Source organism: Paractinoplanes deccanensis (genome assembly GCF_016862115.1).
GTDB classification, from domain to species: Bacteria; Actinomycetota; Actinomycetes; order Mycobacteriales; family Micromonosporaceae; genus Actinoplanes; species Actinoplanes deccanensis.
On the sequence record NZ_BOMI01000063.1, the window covers coordinates 45,012 to 63,926 of the forward strand.

At 73.1% G+C, this 18,915-nt stretch carries 21 protein-coding genes; 8 read left to right on the plus strand and 13 right to left on the minus strand.

Translation table 11 applies throughout. From position 1 onward, the window contains the following. Positions 1-52: 52 nt before the first annotated feature. Together Ade02nite_RS16275 and Ade02nite_RS16280 are read right to left on the minus strand one after the other, a co-directional pair. Positions 53-517: a GvpU-like protein gene (locus tag Ade02nite_RS16275; protein WP_239168799.1), complete on the minus strand. Its 465-nt coding sequence runs from the start codon at positions 515-517 to the stop codon at positions 53-55. Between the two features lie 61 nt (positions 518-578). Next, positions 579-1,259, minus strand: coding sequence for a PH domain-containing protein (locus tag Ade02nite_RS16280; RefSeq protein WP_203763211.1), 681 nt, complete (start codon positions 1,257-1,259; stop codon positions 579-581). 81 nt (positions 1,260-1,340) lie between these two features. On the opposite strand from Ade02nite_RS16280, the gene Ade02nite_RS16285 reads away from it, so the two are divergent. Further along, entirely contained in the window at positions 1,341-1,979 is a 639-nt protein-coding gene (locus Ade02nite_RS16285; RefSeq protein WP_203763214.1) for a hypothetical protein, read from the plus strand. A 463-nt stretch (positions 1,980-2,442) separates the two neighbouring features. Here Ade02nite_RS16285 and Ade02nite_RS16290 read toward each other — a convergent pair whose 3' ends face one another. From Ade02nite_RS16290 to Ade02nite_RS16305, 4 genes are all read right to left on the minus strand, one after another. After that, complete coding sequence (locus Ade02nite_RS16290; protein WP_203763217.1) at positions 2,443-2,931, minus strand: phospholipase; 489 nt, start codon at positions 2,929-2,931, stop codon at positions 2,443-2,445. Between the two features lie 66 nt (positions 2,932-2,997). After that, the gene (gene menC / locus Ade02nite_RS16295) at positions 2,998-4,113 is read right to left on the minus strand and encodes an o-succinylbenzoate synthase (protein ID WP_203763220.1); all 1,116 of its coding nucleotides are present in this window, start codon (positions 4,111-4,113) and stop codon (positions 2,998-3,000) included. Continuing rightward, on the minus strand, positions 4,110-4,733 hold the full coding sequence (locus Ade02nite_RS16300) for an SIS domain-containing protein (RefSeq protein ID WP_203763223.1): 624 nt from the start codon (positions 4,731-4,733) through the stop codon (positions 4,110-4,112). Before Ade02nite_RS16300 ends, menC begins: the two co-directional genes overlap by 4 nt. Continuing rightward, on the minus strand, positions 4,730-5,413 hold the full coding sequence (locus tag Ade02nite_RS16305; protein ID WP_239168800.1) for a GNAT family N-acetyltransferase: 684 nt from the start codon (positions 5,411-5,413) through the stop codon (positions 4,730-4,732). The genes Ade02nite_RS16300 and Ade02nite_RS16305 overlap by 4 nt, the downstream gene beginning before the upstream one ends. Before the next feature lie 99 nt (positions 5,414-5,512). Here Ade02nite_RS16305 and Ade02nite_RS16310 point away from each other — a divergent pair, with 99 nt between their 5' ends. Further along, on the plus strand, positions 5,513-6,769 hold the full coding sequence (locus Ade02nite_RS16310; RefSeq protein WP_239168801.1) for a M20/M25/M40 family metallo-hydrolase: 1,257 nt from the start codon (positions 5,513-5,515) through the stop codon (positions 6,767-6,769). On the opposite strand, the gene Ade02nite_RS16315 is transcribed toward Ade02nite_RS16310, so the two are convergent. Continuing rightward, entirely contained in the window at positions 6,753-7,604 is an 852-nt protein-coding gene (locus tag Ade02nite_RS16315; protein ID WP_239168802.1) for an NAD(P)-dependent oxidoreductase, read from the minus strand. The genes Ade02nite_RS16310 and Ade02nite_RS16315 overlap by 17 nt on opposite strands. A 141-nt stretch (positions 7,605-7,745) precedes the next feature. Between Ade02nite_RS16315 and Ade02nite_RS16320 the strand changes: the two genes are divergently transcribed. Next, complete coding sequence (locus tag Ade02nite_RS16320; protein WP_203763231.1) at positions 7,746-8,126, plus strand: winged helix-turn-helix transcriptional regulator; 381 nt, start codon at positions 7,746-7,748, stop codon at positions 8,124-8,126. On the opposite strand, the gene Ade02nite_RS16325 is transcribed toward Ade02nite_RS16320, so the two are convergent. After that, the gene (locus Ade02nite_RS16325; RefSeq protein ID WP_203763234.1) at positions 8,107-8,439 is read right to left on the minus strand and encodes a BBE domain-containing protein; all 333 of its coding nucleotides are present in this window, start codon (positions 8,437-8,439) and stop codon (positions 8,107-8,109) included. The two genes, Ade02nite_RS16320 and Ade02nite_RS16325, sit on opposite strands and share 20 nt — an antisense overlap. 166 nt (positions 8,440-8,605) lie before the next feature. On the opposite strand from Ade02nite_RS16325, the gene Ade02nite_RS16330 reads away from it, so the two are divergent. After that, positions 8,606-9,031: a GNAT family N-acetyltransferase gene (locus Ade02nite_RS16330; RefSeq protein WP_239168803.1), complete on the plus strand. Its 426-nt coding sequence runs from the start codon at positions 8,606-8,608 to the stop codon at positions 9,029-9,031. On the opposite strand, the gene Ade02nite_RS16335 is transcribed toward Ade02nite_RS16330, so the two are convergent. Genes Ade02nite_RS16335 through Ade02nite_RS16345 form a run of 3 tightly spaced genes read right to left on the minus strand, consistent with a single transcriptional unit; the run spans position 9,021 to position 12,063 of the window. Then, entirely contained in the window at positions 9,021-10,580 is a 1,560-nt protein-coding gene (locus tag Ade02nite_RS16335; protein ID WP_203763237.1) for a bifunctional AfsR/SARP family transcriptional regulator/alpha/beta hydrolase, read from the minus strand. The two genes, Ade02nite_RS16330 and Ade02nite_RS16335, sit on opposite strands and share 11 nt — an antisense overlap. Then, positions 10,580-11,215 (minus strand): class I SAM-dependent methyltransferase, encoded by a 636-nt coding sequence (locus Ade02nite_RS16340; protein WP_203763240.1) that lies wholly within the window; start codon positions 11,213-11,215, stop codon positions 10,580-10,582. Before Ade02nite_RS16340 ends, Ade02nite_RS16335 begins: the two co-directional genes overlap by 1 nt. Next, positions 11,212-12,063, minus strand: a complete 852-nt coding sequence (locus Ade02nite_RS16345; RefSeq protein WP_203763243.1) for an alpha/beta fold hydrolase — start codon at positions 12,061-12,063, stop codon at positions 11,212-11,214. Before Ade02nite_RS16345 ends, Ade02nite_RS16340 begins: the two co-directional genes overlap by 4 nt. A gap of 134 nt (positions 12,064-12,197) precedes the next feature. On the opposite strand from Ade02nite_RS16345, the gene Ade02nite_RS16350 reads away from it, so the two are divergent. Beyond that, positions 12,198-13,208, plus strand: coding sequence for an aldo/keto reductase (locus tag Ade02nite_RS16350; protein WP_203763245.1), 1,011 nt, complete (start codon positions 12,198-12,200; stop codon positions 13,206-13,208). Positions 13,209-13,270: 62 nt separating this feature from the next. Here Ade02nite_RS16350 and Ade02nite_RS16355 read toward each other — a convergent pair whose 3' ends face one another. Further along, complete coding sequence (locus Ade02nite_RS16355; RefSeq protein WP_203763247.1) at positions 13,271-14,455, minus strand: alpha/beta fold hydrolase; 1,185 nt, start codon at positions 14,453-14,455, stop codon at positions 13,271-13,273. Between the two features lie 211 nt (positions 14,456-14,666). Here Ade02nite_RS16355 and Ade02nite_RS16360 point away from each other — a divergent pair, with 211 nt between their 5' ends. After that, positions 14,667-15,623, plus strand: a complete 957-nt coding sequence (locus Ade02nite_RS16360; RefSeq protein ID WP_203763249.1) for a LysR family transcriptional regulator — start codon at positions 14,667-14,669, stop codon at positions 15,621-15,623. A gap of 71 nt (positions 15,624-15,694) precedes the next feature. Further along, entirely contained in the window at positions 15,695-16,798 is a 1,104-nt protein-coding gene (locus Ade02nite_RS16365) for an MFS transporter (protein WP_203763251.1), read from the plus strand. Here the strand turns inward: Ade02nite_RS16365 and Ade02nite_RS16370 are convergent. Further along, entirely contained in the window at positions 16,795-17,799 is a 1,005-nt protein-coding gene (locus Ade02nite_RS16370) for a hypothetical protein (protein ID WP_203763253.1), read from the minus strand. The two genes, Ade02nite_RS16365 and Ade02nite_RS16370, sit on opposite strands and share 4 nt — an antisense overlap. A 171-nt stretch (positions 17,800-17,970) precedes the next feature. On the opposite strand from Ade02nite_RS16370, the gene Ade02nite_RS16375 reads away from it, so the two are divergent. Then, on the plus strand, positions 17,971-18,867 hold the full coding sequence (locus tag Ade02nite_RS16375) for an AbfB domain-containing protein (protein WP_203763255.1): 897 nt from the start codon (positions 17,971-17,973) through the stop codon (positions 18,865-18,867). Positions 18,868-18,915 lie beyond the last annotated feature (48 nt).

The window sequence follows — 18,915 nt, forward strand, 5'->3', positions numbered from 1 at the left end:
AACACCCGTACGGCCGAAAACGCGTCGACCGCGATGGATCTTCAAACGCGAGTCAGATGCTGGCGCCCGGCGTCCAGCCGGAGATCTCGGAAAGGCGCCCCCGCCACAGCCGTCCCTTGCTGGGCTGCGTCCCGGGGTAATGGATGCGCGCGTTGCGCAGGTGGATGTAGCGCGTCGGTGCCATCAACGCCGCGTACTGGCGCTGGGTGACCTCGTCGCCGATGTCGCGGGAGCGGATGGCGGCGTGCGCCAGGTCGGACTGCTCCTTCACGTGCTCGGCGGTGCCGACGTAGAAGGCGTCCTCGTGGTCGTTGAGCTCGCTGACCTCGGCGAACCACTGCCACTGCGGGATCAGCTCGCCGCTGACGAGCAGGCCGCCCACGCTGAGCCCGAGCGGCACGCCCGGGTCGACGGCCTCGCTGAGGCGGTCCATCTGCGAGACGTAGGTGGCCAGCACCCCGTCCGGCTCCGCCCAGTCGAAATGGGCCGCGCCTCCGATGAGCATCGGCTCGAACACCACGCACCCCTTCGGTCCGGCTTTCTCCCCAAATGCCGACTCTAGGGCAGGGGTGGGCCGGTCAGAGGCGGTTCAGCCGATTGAGCTCCGCCTCGGTGCCGATCGCCGCGCGCGAGCCGGGCTCCGTCACGTACTCGGTGATCACCCGGCAGAGGAAGGCGGGATCGGTCCCGCTCTCCAGGCTGTACGCCCGCCCGGGAAGGCCACGCGCCGCGACCAGGTCGCCGCGCTCGACGTTCAGCACGACGCGGGCGCGGTCCTCGGCGAACAGCGGCGCGACGGGGTCGAGGGCCTCCCACGGCACCACGCGCGACCCGAGCGGGCGGCGCTGCACGATCCCGTCCGGCGTGAGGCGCAGCCGCGGCGGCGTCCAGACGACGAACCACAGCATCGCCAGCACCGCGATGTAGAGCACGGCGAGGGTGACGTCGAGGCCGTCCAGGTCCCCGTCGATCGCGGCGGCGAGGTAGTTGTAGACGCTGTTGCCGCCCAGCACGGTGAGGGCCACCGCCAGGGCCACCGGTTGCGGCCACACCAGCGTCGCGAACGCCCGGTCCTCGACCTCGAGCCGCGTGGGCCGCCGATACTTCAGCGCGAGGACACTGAACACGATCAGGCAGGCGACGAGCGCGAACGCCACCGCGTGGGCGTCCCCGAGCGCGAGCCCGAGCCCGGCGAGCAGGGCGGCGACGAGCGCCACCCGGCGATGGCGCACCATCGCCGTCAGAACATGATCGATCACCGCGCGGGCCGCACCTGGAGCATGGCGCACAGGCTAGACGGATTCCCGGGCGTGCGCCGCCCCGCTACCATTCGGCACATCATGGATATCGTCGTTCCCGCAGCTCAGGTCGCGTCCCTCCGGATGCCCGCCCGGGCCGTGACCGACGGCACACCCGACCCCGTCTGGGCCGACGTGCCGACGAGCATGTGGCGTTTCCGGCGCAAGCCCGCGCAGCGGCTGCCCCTCGACGCGCACACCGCCCACGCGGTACGCCGCACCGCCCGCCTCGCGCCCTGGTCGCTGACGGTGAGCCTCGCCGCGCCAGCGCTGTTCGCCGCCGGCTTCTTCACCCGCCCCGAGCTCAGCTTCGCGGGCGCGCTCCTCACCCTGCTGTGGACCCTCGTCGAGAGCAGGACCACCGCACCCGACCAGCTGGTGTCGCACAACCGCGCCGGCGACCTGCGCATCACCGGCGTGCCCCCGGAGGTCGCCGAGGAGTGGGCCACCCTCAACCCCGGCGTGACGGCGACGAACGAGCCACCCGCACGCCCCCACTCGAAACGCTTCTACGCGACCTGGTCGATCGGCCTCCTGGCAGCATCGTTCATGCTGGCCCTGATCCTCGCCAACGACGGCCGCGAAGACTTCCTCGTGCTTTGGATGGCCGCCCCGGCCCTGTTCATCGCCGCCATCGTCATGGCCTACAAGATCGAGCCCCCGGCCCCGGCCGAGCCCTGAGAGCGGCCCTCCCCGGCCCGCCGCCGCGGGTCGTGGCGAGGACTCCGAGGGCGGCGGCAGCATGCGTGATGTGGGCACTTCAGCGACCGGGCGCATGCCTGTCACGAGTGCCGCTTTGGTTTTGTCGCGCCGGTTCTTCCGCGTGAACACCGCCTGCGGGATGCGGACGTTCGCCGAACAGGTCGCCGGATCGACACGCCGCGACGACGGCCGCCCACTTCGACAAGCTCGCCGGCAACGGTCGCGCAAGGCGCGGCAAGCGAGGCTTCGGCGTGTGCCTCGATGACCGCCTCGCCGGCTTGGAGGCGCGCATGACCGGCGACGATCTGGCGCGGGAGAGCACGCGGGCCGAGGTGTGGGCCGAGCGGCCGGGCGGCGCCGTGCCGGCCGCTCATATCACCGACGGCGGCCACGGGTCCGGCATGGCGGGCGGTGGCCGCTCTGCCATGCCGGGTGCCCGCTGTCAGAGGAGGGCTGCCGCCCGGTCCAGATCCTTCTGCTGCACGGCGCTGAGCGAGCCGAAGAGCCGCACCGCCTGGTAGTAGGTCCAGGCGAGGCTGGTGCAGGCGGGGCGAACGGCGGAGCTGTACGTGGCGCACACGCGCTGGAGGTCGGCGTAGAAGGTGTCGTCGATGCGGGACTTGTTGGCCGAGAAGGTGCCGATGGCCTTGTAGTTGCGGTAGCCGAAGTCGTGGTGCCAGCACGGGATGTCGAAGGCGAAGCCGAGCGGGTTGTCGGGGCTGGACGAGCAGTAGTCGGTGGACCAGTCGAAGCCGTACGAGGCCCACGGGTCGCGGTTGGTGCGGGCGGCGTTCCAGGCGTTGAAGCTGGTGGCGGTGGGCTGGGTCCAGGTGGACAGGACGGTGGCCTTGCTGTCGGCCGCCTGGGCCACGCCGGCGGGGATGAGGGCGGCGAGGGTGAGCAGCAGGACGACGAGGGTTCGACGGATCATCGGAGCCTCCTTGGTGGGGGTGCTCAGAGACTCCGATGCCGACGTTAACGAATCAATAGGTGTCGATTAACTTCGCCGGAGTTCGAGGAAATCGTTGGTGCGCGCGGCGATGAACTCCCGGTCGGGCTCGTAGCCGAGGCCGGCAGTCGTGGGCACGCCGACGAGGCCGGCGGTGCTGACGATCGGGCGGGTGGTGATGTCGCGGGCGTAGTACTTGTCGGAGCCGGAGACGTCGGACGGCAGGGTGAAGCCGGGCAGTGCGCTCAGGGCCACGTTCGCGGCGCGGCCGATGCCGAACTCGTGCATGCCCCCGCACCAGACGGGGACGCCGTGGTCGCGGGCGAGGTCGTGTGCCCGTACGGCGGCGGTCAGACCACCCATCCGGGAGACCTTGATGTTGAGGATGCGCCCGGATCCGAGGCGCAGCGCGGTCCGCAGGTCGTCCAGCTCCTCGATCGACTCGTCCAGGCAGACGGGGGTGGACAGCCGCTCCTGGAGCTCCGCCGTCGCGACGAGCGCGCGGGGAGCGTACGGCTGCTCGATCATCAGAAGGCCGAAGCCGTCGAGCTCCTTCATGACGTCGAGGTCGGCGGGGGTGTAGACGCCGTTCGCGTCGACGTGCAGCGGGACCGACGGGAACGCGGACCGCACGGCCCGGACCGGCTCGACGTCCCACCCTGGGGCGATCTTCAGCTTGACGCGCCGGTAGCCCTCGGCCACGCGCTTGTCCACCTGTGCCAGCAGGTCGTCGATGGTGGCTTCGATGCCCAGCGAGACACCCGCTTCGACCTGGGTACGCGTGCCGCCCAGCGCCTCGGCCAGCGGCGTGCCGGACACCGCCGTCGCCAGGGACCAGGCGGCCATGTCGAAGCCGGCCCGGGCGAACTGGTTGCCGCGCACCTTGGCGAGCGTGGCGAACAGCCCGGACGGCTGGTCGAAGCCGGCCTTGAGCGCGAGCGGCGCCAGGTGGTCGCGAGCCACGGACCAGCACGTGTCGACCGTCTCGGCGGAGTAGAACGGGCCGCTGGGCGAGGCGATCTCGCCCCAGCCCTCGGCGCCGTCCGCGTCGACGAGGGTGACGAGGATGTGCTCGAGCTCCCGCTTGGCGTGGGAGCTGGTCTGGAACTCGTGCACCAGCGGCAGGCGCACGCGGCGCAGCTGAACGGTTGCGATCCGGGTCATGATTCGTCCACGTAGAGATGGAGCTCGCGGGCGAGGGCGTCGCGCTCGTGGAGCCGACGGCCCGCGCCCTTGGAGCTGGCGATGGTCAGGGTGGCCAACAGGTGCAGGGCGAGCACGATCGAGGTCGGCGAGTTCGCGTACGAGGCGCTGTCCCGCTCGACGACGATGCTGATGCCGGCGGCGTCGGCGAGCGGCGCGTCCGGGGCGTCGGTCACGAGGATGAGGTCGCCACCGTGCCGGGCGTACGCGTCGGCGACGTCCACGGTGTCCCGTCGGTAGCGCTCCATCGACACCGCCACGAGCAGGTCGCCCTGGCGGATGTCGCTGAGCATGTCGAGCGGGCGCACGGTGGCGCCGTCGACGAGGTGGACCCCGGACAGGCCGGCGCTGAGGTCGGCGGCGAGCAGCGCCGCGTACGCATGCGACTTGCCGTTGCCGAGCAGGAACCGGCGCCGCGCGGAGACGATGCGCGCGGCGGCCGCCTCGATCGCGTCGTGCTCGGCGGCCCAGGCGAGCGCCTTGCCGAACTCGGTGCGCTGCTGGTCGAGCACGCGCTGCTTGAGGACCTGGGCGGAGCGGCGCTGGACGTTGCGGTCGAAGCGCTCGGCGGGCGTGGTCACCGGGCGGCCCGGGTGAACGTGTAGCCGACCTCGCCGGGCGCGTCGTGCCGGCGCTCGACGCCGACGAGCCTGCCGCCGGCGCGGAACGCGTCCATCAGCTCCTGGCGCAGCTTGTCGCGGTCCTCGGGTTGTGGCGCCGCGTACCGATCGGTGGCCGGAGCCGTCACGGTGGTCAGCTCGGACGTCTGCGGCGGCGCCTGGTAGAGATCCCAGGAGACGAGGAGCCGGTCGGAGTCGCCGTCGTCGTAGTAGTCGGGCAGGAACCGGATCGCGGTGGCGCCGAGCACCGCGAAGTTGAAGTGGGCGTTGCGCAGCGCGTACGCGTCGAAGGTCCACCGCATCGTGCGCGCGCCGGTGCCCCGCGCCGCCTCGGCCTGGGCCTGTTTGAGCTTGCGGCCGACACCCGCGCCCTGCAGGCCCGCCTTGACCACCGCGGCCTGCGAGTAATGGTAGATCTCGCCCTCCTCGACGGCGCAGAAGCCGTAGCAGAACCCGACGAGCTCCCCCGCGCCGTCGAACGCGCCGAGCACCGTGCCCGCGTTCTCGCGCAGCGCGGCGAGCAGCCGCGGGCTGATCCCGAACTCGGGCTGCCGATAACCGAAAACGGACCGGTACAGCGCCGAGGCCGCCGTCCACTCCCCGAGCCCGATCAGCTCGCGCACCACCATCCGGTCGGTCACCCGCCCACCCCCTGGAGCAAAGATACGAAACGTATAACGGGCATGATGCGCTTGATCATCGCTGTTGACAACGCCCCTGTCCGAATTTAGCGTTCGTATATGTCCCCGATCGAGGCGCTGCACCGCTACACGCTGCTGGAGTCCCCCACCGGCGACCGCAAGGCTCTGGACGCGCTCGCCGAGGTGCTGATCGCCGACGCCGCCCGAGCCGGCTTCCACACCGACCGCGAGGACGGCCACCTGCTCTGGTCCCTGCCGGGCGACCCGCGGAGCCCGCTGCTCTTCCTGAGCCACTACGACACCGTTTGGCCGCTCGGCACCCTCCGGGACATGCCGTGGTCGATCGACGGCGACACCATCAAAGGCCCCGGCGTGTACGACACGAAGGCCGGCCTCGCAGCCCTCCTGGCCGCCGCCACAGCGATCGGGGCCGCCCCCTCCCCGAGCACGCCTTCCTCGCCGGGCGCGCCGCCCTCCCCCGGCACGCCCCCCTCCGCCGGCACGCCTTCCTCGCCGGGCACGCCCCCCTCCCCCGATGCGGCCATCTCCCCGTCCGTTCCCCCTTTGCCTCGCGGACAAATCGGAGATGTCCGGCCTGAGATTCGCGTGCTGGTCGTGGCCGACGAGGAGATCGGCTCGCCCAGCGCGACCGGCCTCGTGCGCGCCGAGGCGGCGAAGGCCGCGGCCGTCTTCGGCCTGGAGCCGCCGCACCCGAACGGCGACCTCAAGACCGGCCGCCGCGGCAGCACCCGCGCCCGCATCGAGGTGACCGGCATCGAGGCACACGCCGCCCTCGACCCCGACGCCGGCGTCAACGCCATCGACGAGCTGATCGACCAGCTCATCGCCTTCCGCGCCCTGGTGGCCGGCCGCCCCGTCCTGCTCAACACCGGCACCGTCGAGGGCGGCGGCCGCACCAACGTCGTCGCCGGCCACGCCCGCGCCGACCTGGGCCTGCGCTTCCTCGATCCCGCCGACGAAAAGGCCGTCCTGGCCGGCCTCGACAATCTGACTCCGGTGCGCGACCGCGCCCGCATCGCCACCAGCCTCCTCGCTCACCGCCCGACGTGGCGCCCCTCCGAGCCCGGCAGCGCCCTGCTGGCCCGCGTCATCGAGGTAGCCGCGTCGATCGGCCAGCCCCTGAACGGCAGCCCCGCCGACGGCGCCGCCGACACCAACACCACCGGCGCCCTCGGCGTCCCCACAGTCGACGGCCTGGCCCCCCGAGGCGGCGGCGCCCACGCCCGCCACGAATGGGTCTCGGCATCCGGCATCACCGAGCGGATCGCCCTGCTGACCGCCCTGATGACCGCGACGAACCTCGGGCGAGCCCCCGGCCTCAGGCGGGAGCCTTGATGCTCTCGATGATCCGGGCGAAGCCGTCGCTGCCGTGTCCCAGGTCGATCTGACGCCGGACGAGGCGCTGGACCATATCGATCACCTCGGTGCTGATGCCCTGCTCGGCGCTGGCGGACACGATGTGGCTCAGGTCCGAGAACTCCAGGCTCTGCTGCCCCGCGACGGTGTAGTCCTTGCCGTCGATCACCGCCGCGAAGCCGTCGAAGCCGCCGGTCATGGCGGTCAGCCACGGTGCTGCCATCCCGGCGAACTCGCGGGCGCTCACGCCGGCCGGCGCGACCATCGCGGCGCCGTGAAGGAAGCCCGCGAACATGACGTACATGCTCGCGAGCAGCGCCAGATCGTACAGCGACGCGAGCCCCGCATCCTCGCCGAAGTAGGTGCTCTTGCCCCACCGGTCCAGGAGCGGTGCGCACCGGCCGAAGGCGGCCGCCGAGCCACTGCAGAGAATCGTTGAACCGGGCTGCCCGATCATCGCCGGCACCGCGAGGATGCCGCCGTCCAGATATTCCACGCCGGACGCGGCGGCCCAGGCCGCCAGCTCACGCGCCTCCGCCGGCGACGTGGTGGTCACGTTGAGGAGCGTCCGGCCGGCCAGGTCACCGACCAGCGGATCAAGGACCTCATGGACCGAGGCGTGGTCCAGCAGGCAGACGACGACGATCTGGCTGCCCCGGATCGCCTCCCCCGCCGTCGGGGCCGCCACGGCACCCTCGGCGACGAGGGCCTGCGCCCGTCCCGCCGAGCGGTTCCACACGGTCGTCTCGTATCCGTCGCGCACCGCGGCCGCGGCGAGGACGCCGCCCATCGCGCCGAGGCCGAGAACGCTCACCTGAGTACGTTCATTCGTCGTCATCGTTGCTGGTCACACCTTCCGTGATCGGGTCGCCTCTCGATCCTCACGGCCGCCGGTAGAGTTCGCCAGTACCGACTATTTCGTCAGGTACTCACCTTTCGGTAAGTGGGGGGCCGGATGGCAACGACGCGGCAAGGCCCGTACTTCTGTGGCATCGACGCGGCCATGGACGTCGTCTCGGGCAAATGGAAAGTGCTGATCCTGTGGGAGCTCCACCATCACGGAACCCGCCGATTCGCCGAGCTTCGGCGTGGCCTGCCGGGCGTCAGCGAGAAGATGCTGGTCCAGCATCTGCGGGAACTGGAGGAGGACGGCCTGGTGCACCGCAAGGTCTATGCGGAGGTGCCGCCGAAGGTCGAGTACCGGCTGACCGAGCACGGCGTAGCGCTGAACACCGCCCTGGAACCGCTCGGCACCTGGGGAACCGAGCGCATGCGGCGGATCGGCGCCACGAAGGTCCCCGTCGCGCCCGCACCGGTCAGCCGGCAGCCGTCGTGAACAACCCCGAGGGGTCGTACGTCTCGCGGATCCGCCGCAGGCGGGCGGTGTTGCCGAGGTAGTACGCCTCGTCGGGCAGGCCGGGCTCGGGGAAGTTCGGGTAGGCGCCGCCGGTGCCGTACGGGTGGGTGAGCGCGTGGGACTCGTCCAGCCAGGGGCCCGGCCGCGCGCCGGGTGCCACCGTGGCCGTCTGCTTGAGCAGGAACCGGGCGTCGCGGTGCGGGAACGCCGTCGCGTCCGGCGGCACCCGGTTGTAGGCGCCGCCCCACGGGGTGAAGTCCAGGAGGCTGCCCGCGTGCCGCTCGTCGGACACCGTCGCGAGCCTTGCCGAGAGCGGCCACGACCTCACCCGCCGTGGCACAGGACACGACGGCAAGGGCCCGAATGCCGGCGAAGCGCGGAAGAACCATAGATCCACCATGGCCGATGAGGACCAGACGCGCCAGGTGGCGGCGTCGTGAGGTCCTAGACTCCGCCTGGTGATCGTGCGTAGAGGGGGCGAGGCCGACGTGGCGGCGCTCGCGGAGTTGCGGGACATCGCGGCGGAGCGGGTCGGGGCGTTCGGTGACTGGATGATTGCCCACGCCGGGACGCATCTTCCGTTCGTTGCCGAGGTGGCTGGGCGGGTGGTGGGCGCGGCCTGGCTGCATGTCGCGTCGCGGGTGCCGGGCGGTGCGGCGTTCGAGCGGGGGTACGGGGACGTGCAGTCGGTCATGGTTCGGCAGGAGTGGCGCAACCGGGGTGTGGGGGCCGCGCTGATGGCGGCGATCCTGGACGAGGCGCGGGAACGGGGTCTTCAGCACGTCACCGTCCACTCCGGACGGCGTGCGGTGGATTTCTATGCGCGCAACGGTTTCGCGCATCACCGGCAGCTCCTGCTCTGGGAGCCGGGCGTCACGCCTTGAGGAAACCCGCTATCTCGTCGACGATGCGGTCGAGGTCGGCGGCGTCGGGCAGGTGGAAGCGGCCGTCCAGGGCGACCAGCCGGGCGCCGGGCAGGCCCGCGGCGAGGTGGCGGCCGCCGTCGAAGGGGACCACGCGGTCGCCCTTGTAGTGCAGGATCAGGGCGGGCGCGGTGACGCGCGGGAGCAGCGGGCCGGCGTCCGCCTCGTAGGCGGCTTCCAGGTAGGCGGCGGCGGTCTCGCGGTCGGCGGAGTCGCGCAGGACCTCGGCCAGGTGGCGGGCGGCGTGGTCGGTCGCGCCGGGGCGGTAGAGGTCGGCGAACAGCTTCGAGCCGAGGCCCCAGTGGGTGCGCACCATGGCGACCAGGGCGGCGTTCAGCTCGGGCCTGCGGAACGTGGCCGGGCCGGTCGCGTACGTGCCGAACAGGACGAGCCGGTCGACGAGCTCGGGGTGGGTGGCGGCGAGGGCCACTGCCACCGGTCCGGCTTCGGACATGGCCAGGAGACTCACCGGTACGCCGTGACGGCCGGCCACCGCACGAAGCTCGGCCACGGCGGCGCCCAGACCGTGGTCGCTCACCGGGCCGCGGGACAGGCCGGTGCCCTGGCGGTCGTAGAGGGTGAGCGCGCACCGGCCGGCGAGGCGCTGGAGGAGGCTGGAACGGGGGTCCCGGCCGGACGCGATGACGTCGATCGCCGACACCCAGCCGGGCAGGGCGATCAGCGGCGGCCCCTCGCCCAGGGTCGCCGTGGCGATGCTGTGGCCGCCGGGCACCGCGAGGTAGACGGCGCTCATGCGGGACAGCGGCGGGGCGGCGGCCACCTCGCGCGGCAGGTCGTGCCGGAGCACGCGCAGGTGGGTGTCGCGGATCGCGGCGGCCGGTTCGAGGCCCAGCTCGTCGGCGAGCCGGTCGGCGTAGTCGCGGTAGCTCGCCAGCGCCTCGGCGTGCCGGCCGAGCGCGTACAGGGTGCGCAGCAGCAGATCGCGGGCCTGTTCGCGCAGCGGATGCCCGGCCACGAACGCCTCCAGGCCGGGCAGCGACTCCGCGGCCCGGCCGTCCTCCAGCAGGGCGCGGTGCCACTGTTCGGTCGCGTGCAGGCGCGCCTCTTCGAGGCGGATGGCCTCCAGCCGGGCGATCTCGTCACCCGCCAGTTCGGCGTACGCGTCACCGCGCCACAAACGCAGGGCCTCCGCCAGCGACGTCGCCGCGCCGGCGGGCGGTTGCCGGGCGGCCGCCGCGACCAGTGCGTCGAAGCGGGCCGAGTCGAGGTCGTCCCGGTCCACCCGCAGCGCGTAGCCGGGCGGCTCGGTGACGAGCTCGGTGTCAGCCGGCAGCGCCCGCCGCAGCCGTGAGATCTGGCTGTGCAGCGCCGCCGCGGGGTCGGCCGGCTGCCTGGCGCCCCACACCAGGTCGGCGAGCCGGTCGGCGGGCACCGCGCGGCCGTTGCGGGCGAGCAGCGCGGCCAGCACGGCGCGCTGCCGGTCGCCGAGCGGGATCGGGGTGCCGTCCGCCGCGTACGCGCGCACGGCGCCGAGCACCCCGAACCGCATCAGCGCACCGCCACGCCGGCGATCTGCGTGTTGATCGGCAGGAACACCGAGCGCAGGTGGTAGCGGGACACGGACAGGCCGGCGAAACCGGCTGCCCGCAGCTGGCCCTCGGTGTCGCGGCGCACGTCGCAGCCCTCGAAGAGCCAGCGCCACGGCCGCGCGACCAGACGCTGCAAGCGGCCGTAGCCGGTGCCGGGGCCGGCGCCCACGTGCTCGACGAAGAGCAGCCGGCCGCCGGGGCGCAGGATGCGGGCGATCTCGCGGACGGCCGCGCCGGGATCGGGCACCGTGCACAGGACGAGCGTGCTGACGACCGCCTCGGCCTCGCCGTCGGCCAGCCCGGTGCTGTCCGCGCTCGCGCCGCGCAGGTCGACGGTGATGTCGCGGCGCCGGGCCTCCGCCAGCAAGGGCCCGTGCATGTACGGGTTGGGCTCGATCGCGACGAGCCGGGTGCCGGGCCGGTAGTGGCGCAGGTTGGCCCCGGTGCCCGGCCCGATCTCGACGACGGTGTCCGGAAGGGCGGCGAACAGCTCACGCTTGCGGTCGCCGAAGAGCCGCTCGCCGTAGCGGTCGGCGCCGCGCAGGACGGCGGCGTTCAGCCTGCCGCGCACGGGGTGAGCGGTGAAGGCGGTCATCGCAGCGCCTCCCCGAGCTCGCGCACCAGCGCGGCGACCTCGGCCGGGCGGGTCACGTGCGGGCAGTGGCCCGCACCGGGCAGCTCGGCGTGCCGGGCGCCGAGCACCGCGGCGAGCTCGCGCCCCCAGGCGGGCGGGACGATCTCGTCGTGGTCGCCGTGGATGACCAGTGCCGGCGCGGTGATGCGGGTGGCCAGGGCGCGCAGGCGCGCGGAGTCGCCGCTCGCGCGGCCGCGCAGGGTGGCTGCCAGCAGCTCGGGCGTGTTGTCGAGGCCCGCGGCACGGCCCTCGGCGAGAGTCTCCGGGGTGGCCTCGCAGCCCAGGGCGGTCGCCACGAACCAGTCCACGAAGCCAGGGTAGTCGCGGCGCCACGCGTGCCGGTTGTAGTGACGCCAGCCGGACTCCGCCGCGCCGTCCTCGTCGTCGAAGGTGGCCATCGCCCGCTGGAGGGCGCTCGGCTCGGCGCCGCGCAGGTCGACGCTCGCGCCGATCAGGACCAGCCCGGCGACCCGGTCGGGGCGCAGCGCGGCCGCCAGGAACGCGACCAGGCCGCCGAGCGAGTTGCCGACCAGCACGGCCCGCCGCACGCCGGCGTCGTCCAGCACGGCGATCAGGTCGGCGATCAGCTCGGCGGGGTCGTAGGCGGCCGGGTCCAGCGGGCGGCTCGATCCGCCGGTGCCGCGCCCGTCGTACGAGATGGTCGTGAACTGCCCGGCGAGCGCGGCGACCTGCGCGCTCCACATCCGGCGGTTGGTGATCATCCAGGCCGGCAGGAACACGACGGTGGGCTCGGCCGCGGTCGTCACCTCGTACTCGATCGTGATCGTGGGGGTTGTCAGGGCGTGCATGGAAGCTCCTCTCGTCGGCTGCCACGCTGCCCGCGCCGCCTGTCATGGCGCCGTCATCTCGCTGCCGTGCTGCTGGCGTACGACGCGGATCCGGTCTTGACCTAGAGTGCGCTCGAAGACCTAGCGTGCGGGGCATGCAGACGATCGAATTGGGCCACACCGGGCAGCACGTCAGCCGGCTGGCGCTCGGGGCCATGCAGATGGGCAACGCGACCGACGAGAAGGACTCGTTCCGCATCCTCGACCGCTACTTCGAGGTGGGCGGCTCGTTCGTGGACACGGCGAACTGCTACGAGTGGTGGGCCCGGCGCGACAGCCGCGGCGGCGAGAGCGAGGAGCTGCTGGGCCGCTGGATGCGCCAGGGCAACCGCCGCGACGAGGTCTTCCTGGCGACCAAGGCCACCGCGCTGCCGCACTACTCGCCGGACCTGTGGGACGCCGACGGCACGGCGAACTGGGACCTGGCGCGCCGCACCTTCGAGGGCGCCGGCGCCGAGACGCTGCGCACCGCCCTCGACGGCAGCCTGCGCCGGCTCGGCACCGACCACGTCGACCTGTTCTACGTGCACGTGGACGACCGCAGGACGCCGCTGGAGGAGACGCTGGAGGCCCTGGCGGGCCTGGTGCGGTCGGGCAAGGTGCGCCATCTCGGCTGGTCGAATGTCCGCACCTGGCGGCTCGAACGGATCCGCGGCCTCTGCCGGGCGAACGGCTGGCCGCTGCCGGTGGCGGTCCAGCAGCAGCACTCGTACCTGCGGCCCAACCCGGGCGCGGACAGCGAGTCCATCGTGGACGGTGAGCAGCTCGACTACCTGCGCGAGCACGACGACCAGACGCTGGTCGCCTACTCGCCGATCCTCAAGGGCATCTACGACTCCGAGGCGAAGCGCAACGAGCACTGGGTGTTCAGCTCCTACGGCGGCCCCGACACCGAGGCCCGCCTGGCGGCGCTGCTCGACGTGGCCGGCGAGCTGGCGGTGACGCCGAACCAGCTGGTGCTGGCGTGGCTGATGCACCAGACGTCGCCGCGGGTACTGCCGCTGATCGGGCCGCGCACGCCGGAGCAGTTCGAGGACATGCTGCCCGCGCTGGACATCAAGCTCTCGGACGAGCAGCTGACCCGCCTCGACACCGCGGGCGCCTGACCGTGCGCCCAGGCCGCCGGTGTCCACGGGGGAACGCCGGCGGCCCGGGCGCACGGACGCTGTCATGAGAAGCGGGCGGCGATCCAGTCGGCGACGGTCTCGGCCGAGGCGAAGACGGCGCCGTCGTGCGTCTGGCCGGGGAGCTTGTCGTAGCGGACGGGACGGTAGTCGTCGAGCTGGTCGACCAGGATGTCGGTGATGGGCGCGGGAACGGCCTCGTCGGCGGTGCCCTGCACGATCAGGACGGGTGCGCTGGGCGCGGACTGGCCCGGGTTGTCGTAGTGGGCCAGCTTGGCGATCCACGAGTCGGGCAGCTGCCCGCCGTCGAGCAGCTGGGTGGCGGTCAGCGGCGCGTAGGCGGCCAGGATCTCGTTGAGGCAGCCGGTCTCGAGCACGCCGGCGCGCTGACGGGCCGGCGCGGCGAGAACGTCGGCGGGCCGGAACGAGGGCTCCACGGCGTTCAGCCCGGAGAGGCCCATCACCAGATAGCCCTGACCGGCGGTGCCGGGAATCTGCGGCGCGAGCAGGTCGACGTTCGAGACCGGCGCGATGCCGGCGGTGCCACGCAGGACCAGATCGCCGTCGTACGAGGGCGCGAGCTGACTGGCGAACAAGGCACCCTGGCCGCCCTGCGAGTGCCCGGCGACCGCGTACCGCAGACCCAGACCGGAATCGAGCCGCCGGGCGGCCCGGACGCTGTCGATGATGGAGCGGCCCTCGCTCTCACCGATCAGGTACGGGTGCTCCTGCGCGGTGCCGAGCCCCGGATAGTCGGGCGCGGCCACGGTCCAGCCCCGGCTGAGCAACTCGGCGACGGCGGCCCGCGCCTCGGGCCAGAAGACATCCGGGTGCGTCGAGGGCGCGCAGCGGTCGGCGAGCCCGGTGGTGCCGTGCGCCCACACCACGACCCGCTTCACCCGGCCGACACGGGGCGTGAGCACGAGACCGGTCGCGGGCACCCGCTCACCGCGCACGTCGGTCGTCACGTAGGTGACGAGCCGAGCGGTGGCGGCCTTGTTGAGCGGCTCGGGCAGGGTCGCGGCCTCGCTGCTGATGACGCTGCCGGGCGGGGCGCTGCTCTTCGCCCGCGAGCCGCCGGGGGCAGGCTTGACCGACGGCGCGGCGGCCCGCACGGGCGCGTGCGCCGGCTCCGCCTCCGCCGGCGTCCCGCCCGCCTCCGTTGCGGTCACGATGGCGCCGCTGCCGATCAGCAGCGAGGCCGCCAGCAGCCGATGGACTCTCCTCATGCGCACTCCCAAGCGTCCGACGTCAACGCCGGAGACCTTAAGGGCGGCATATCAGAAATGTCGGCAATGTAACTCGCTCGTCGCGCGCCCGCGCCCGATCGGGTGACGGCGCGTCCCCGCCGGTTGGTGCCGGCCGCACCGGCGCCCCCCGCCAAGCCGCGCGTAACACTTCACGCCACTCTTGTGACATTGATGAACTACTCTCGTCTCGGTGGAGCTGGAACTGCGCCACCTGCGCCTGGTCTGCGCGATCGCCGACGCGGGCAGTGTCACCAAGGCCGCGGCCGTGCTGGGGATCGCTCAGCCCGCGCTCGCCACGCAGCTTCGGCGGGTGGAGCGGATGCTGGGCGGCCCGCTCTTCGTGCGCGGCCGGCGGGGCGTGCTGCCCACCGAGCTCGGCGATCTCGTGCTCGCCCGCGCGCGGGTGCTGATCCCGGCCGTCAGCGGCCTGCACGACGAGGTGAGCGTGCTGGCCACCGCCGGCGACGATGTGCGGTTCCGTATCGGAGCCACGAACGGGCCGATCGTCGCGGGTCTCGTTCAGCGGCTCGCCGACGCGTACCCGGGCCGGCCCGTCTCGGTCCACTCGACCTGGTCGGAGAACGAGATCGTGCGCATGGTGCAGGACGGCCGGCTCGACTATGCGCTGGTCGGTGCCTGCGCCACCGGCCGGCCCGGCAGCGACGACGCGACCGGGCTGTCCTGGCGGGTGATCTGCGTGGACCCGGTCTGGGTGCTGCTCGACGAGCACCATCCGCTCGCCGCCCGCGACGAGGTGGGCCTGGGCGAGCTCGCGGGCGAGCAGTGGGTCAGCGCCCCGGGTGACGGCTGCTTCAACGAGTGCTTCGCCGCCGCCTGCGCCCGGGCCGGGTTCGCCCCGCGCTTCCCGTACGAGATGGACGCCGGCGCCGTCTTCGATCTGGTCACCTCCGGCCGCGCCGTGGCCCTGTGCCAGGCCACCGTCCGCGACGTCCCGGGCGCCGTCGCCGTGCCGCTGGCCGGCTCACCGCTGAGCTGGCGCCACCTGCTCGGCTGGGACTCGCACGCGTCCGCCGCCGACGTGGCCGCCCTCGCCACCGCCTCCTACCTCGAGATCGTCGCCCGCCGGCCCCGCTACGCCGCCTGGCTCGCCGGCCACCCCGGTTTCGGAGCCGTCCGGGCGCCGTGAGCTCGCGCCTCGCCGCGGTGTTCGTGAGGTGGACGTGGTGCCGCGCCGCCCTGCACCGGGGGTGGTGGTCGGTGACCAGCGTCTACCTGGTGGTGGACGCCGGCCTGGCGGCGTCCGAGCTGGTGCTGATCGGCGTCGCCCAGTCGCTTGCCGCGCTGGTGTTCGAGCTGCCGGCCGGCCTGGTCGCCGACACGGTGAGCCGCAAGTGGTCGCTGGTGGTCTCGCACCTGCTGATGGGTGCCGCCATGCTGGCCACGGGGCTGGTCGGCGGTTTCGTGCCGCTGCTGGTGACGCAGATGGTGTGGGGCCTGTCCTGGAACCTCGCGAGCGGCGCGGACGTGGCGTGGGTCAGCGACGAGCTGGACGATCCGGCGGCCGTCGCGGTGGTGCTGGTCCGCGCCGAGCAGGCCCAGCTCACCGGGACGGTCGCGGGGCTGGTGGGCGTCGGCGCGCTGGCCTGGCTGATCGAGCCCGGCCCGGCCATGGTGCTGGCGGGCGCGGCCATGGTCCTGCTCGGCCTGTACGTCGTGACCCGTTTCCCGGAGCGCCGGTTCCGCCCCGTGCGGGGCCGCTTCTGGCACACCTCGTGGTCGGTCCTGGCGCGCGCGTCGGCCCTGGTGCGCCGTAGCCGCCTCGTCCTCGCCCTCGTCGCGGCGACGTTTCTGGCGCAGGGGGTCGCGGGCGCGTTCGGCCGCCTCTATCCGCTGAGGCTGGTCGACATCGGCCTCGCCGTCGACCCGGTGCTGTGGATGGCGGCCCTGGGCGTGTTGATGAGTGTCGCCGGCGCGGCCGCGCTGCGCCTGGTGCGCGCGCACATCGACGGCGAGGGGACGTTGCGCCGGGGATGCGTCGTCACCTGCGTGGCCGCCTCCGCCGGCGTCATCGGCCTGGCCTTCGCCCCGGAGTACGGCAGCGGCAGCCTGGCGGTGCTGCTGGCCGCCGGCGCGTTGCCGCTGAACCGGGCGTTCGGCACGATCTGGATCAACCAGCAGACCGCCGCCGTCACCCGGGCCACGGTCCACTCGCTGCTGGCTCAGGCCAAGTATCTGGGCGAGATCGCCTGCGGAGCCGCCATCGCCGCGGTGGCCCACCTGGCCACGGCGTCCGCGGCGCTGCTGGCTTCGGGCGCGTTGCTGATGGCCGCCGCGCTGCTTCTGCCCCGCAGGCAAGGCTAGAGCGGCTCCACCTCCAGCGTGCCCACGCCGCCCACCGCGTCGATCTCGAGGCCGCCGCCGTCGTCGCCGGAGGCCTTGCGGGTGTCGCCGGGCTCGAGGTTCTCGTCGCGGTCGCCGTTGAGGGTGGCCTCGCCGATGCCCTCCCGGACGTGCAGCTTGACCGGGAATGATCCCTCGGTGCGGATGCGCCAGGTGTGCACGCCGCCCGACATGCGCAGCGGGATGGTGGCGTCCTGGCGGGGCAGTGTCATGTCGAAATTGTTCGCGCCGCCCTGGAGGTCGAACGCGGTGACCTTGCCGTCGGCCATCGCGAAGCCGGCACGGCGTACCCCGTGGGTGGTCCTGATGGTCCAGGCGATGCGCTCGTCGAGGACGACGTCGACGCGTGCCTCGCCGTCGTTGTCGTTGCCCCTGGTGGTCAGGGTGAGCGTGGTGTCCTTCAGCGTCGCGTCGGGGGTGACGCTGCTGTCGTCGGGGGTGGTGACGCGGGCGATGCCGTTGTTGGGCGGGCGGCCGACCGACACGTTGAGCTCGCGCATGCCGCCGGCCACCACGAACGTGGCGGCGGGGAAGGCCGGGCCGGCGGGCGCCTTGGCCGGCGGCGGTGCCGAGGAGGGCGGGGACGACGGTGCCGCCGGGGACGCGGAGGCCGAGGCCGAGGGCGAGGCCGGCGCGGGTTCGATGGAGACCGGCGGGCTCGGCGACGGCACGACGATCTCGGGACCGGCCGCGGCGGTGGGCGGGGTGGCGGGCGCGGGGCGTTCGGAGGTGGTCACCATGCGCAGCAGCACGACGCCGCTGACCGCCACCACGACGACCGAGCCGATCACGCCGGCCATCAGGCCCAGGCGGTGCCGCTTGCGCCCGGGTGCGGGGTCGCTCTCCTCCTGGGGGTACGCCGTGGCGCCGCCCCCGCCGTTCCTGTCGGGCCAGTAGTCCGAGATCCTCGGCCAGCCAGCGGTTTCGTCCAGCGTGGGCTGCTGCGGGCCAGAGCCGTCCATGGCGTCGTCTCCTCGTGCGGGCGCCGTCATCGGGGAGTACGGGCCGCGGGCGCGGAAAGTTCGATCACGATCGGTCGCGTGAGAAATCTTGCCATTGGCGACCTTCGCCGTAAGAATGCCTTTTCGACGGCTTAAGAATGCCTTAGCGAGCGCCCGCGGAGCGGAATGCAGATGACCGATGATGATAGGGACGAGGGTCTGCGCATCGGTGGTTGGGTGCCCTATCGCGAGCCCGGCGCGCGCCCGGCCGCTTCGCCCCGGCGCGTTCCTCCGCTGATTCCGCCGCCCGACGGCGCCGCGCCGATCCGGGGCCGCCTCGCGGCGCTCGCCGGGGTGCGGCGGACGTCGCCGTTGCGGGGCCGCCGGGCGGTTGTCGCCGCGACCACCGGGGCGGTCATCGCCGTCATCGGCGTCACCGTGCTGGCCCTGCGCGACGACCGGCCGGCGCCCCCGCCGCTCGGGCAGCGCGAGCAGCTCGCGGTGCCTCCGTTCAGCCCGGCCGCGCCCGTGTCGATCCTGCCGTCTCCCACGAGGTCCACGCCTTCGGCCGCGACCCCGCCGGCGCCGCGGAGGCCGCCGGTCGTGACCACGACGACGACCAGGCCGCCGCGGACGACGGCGCCGACGACGAAACCGCCCGCGCCGGCCCTGCTGCCCGGCGCCACGGTCGGTCTCGCGGCGGCGGAGCGGCCCGGGAGCCGGTTGCGGCACCGCGACTTCCTGGCCCGCGTCGAGGAGATCCGCTCCGAGGACGACCGCGCCGACGCGCGTTTCACCGTGCGCGGCGGATTGGCCGGCCGCGACTGTGTCTCGTTCGAATCAGTGAACTTTCCTGGCCATTTCTTGCGGCATCGCGACTTCGTGCTCCGGCTGGACCGCCATGACCGTTCGCCATTGTTCGCCGAAGACGCAACATTTTGCCCCCGGTCCGCCGGTGACGGCGGCGCGCTGGTGCTGGAGTCCGTGAATTATCCGGGCCACTTCCTCGTCGCCCACTTCCGCGGCGTCCGCCTCGAGCGGGTGGCGCCCGGCCGGGCCACCGCCTTCGTCGTAAAGACGCCACTTTGACGACCGTTCGTCCTCTTGCGATCACTCCGTGCACTGTGGTCGCCTGTC

Excerpts from the sequence above, each read along its gene's own strand:
- Ade02nite_RS16320 (WP_203763231.1), top strand. The coding sequence starts at position 7,746 with ATGGCAACGACGCGGCAAGGCCCGTACTTCTGTGGCATCGACGCGGCC.
- menC (WP_203763220.1), bottom strand. The coding sequence starts at position 4,113 with ATGACCCGGATCGCAACCGTTCAGCTGCGCCGCGTGCGCCTGCCGCTG.
- Ade02nite_RS16370 (WP_203763253.1), bottom strand. The coding sequence starts at position 17,799 with ATGGACGGCTCTGGCCCGCAGCAGCCCACGCTGGACGAAACCGCTGGC.
- Ade02nite_RS16335 (WP_203763237.1), bottom strand. The coding sequence starts at position 10,580 with ATGCGGTTCGGGGTGCTCGGCGCCGTGCGCGCGTACGCGGCGGACGGC.
- Ade02nite_RS16285 (WP_203763214.1), top strand. The coding sequence starts at position 1,341 with ATGGATATCGTCGTTCCCGCAGCTCAGGTCGCGTCCCTCCGGATGCCC.
- Ade02nite_RS16355 (WP_203763247.1), bottom strand. The coding sequence starts at position 14,455 with ATGAGGAGAGTCCATCGGCTGCTGGCGGCCTCGCTGCTGATCGGCAGC.
- Ade02nite_RS16375 (WP_203763255.1), top strand. The coding sequence starts at position 17,971 with ATGACCGATGATGATAGGGACGAGGGTCTGCGCATCGGTGGTTGGGTG.
- Ade02nite_RS16345 (WP_203763243.1), bottom strand. The coding sequence starts at position 12,063 with ATGCACGCCCTGACAACCCCCACGATCACGATCGAGTACGAGGTGACG.
- Ade02nite_RS16350 (WP_203763245.1), top strand. The coding sequence starts at position 12,198 with ATGCAGACGATCGAATTGGGCCACACCGGGCAGCACGTCAGCCGGCTG.
- Ade02nite_RS16340 (WP_203763240.1), bottom strand. The coding sequence starts at position 11,215 with ATGACCGCCTTCACCGCTCACCCCGTGCGCGGCAGGCTGAACGCCGCC.
- Ade02nite_RS16310 (WP_239168801.1), top strand. The coding sequence starts at position 5,513 with ATGTCCCCGATCGAGGCGCTGCACCGCTACACGCTGCTGGAGTCCCCC.
- Ade02nite_RS16290 (WP_203763217.1), bottom strand. The coding sequence starts at position 2,931 with ATGATCCGTCGAACCCTCGTCGTCCTGCTGCTCACCCTCGCCGCCCTC.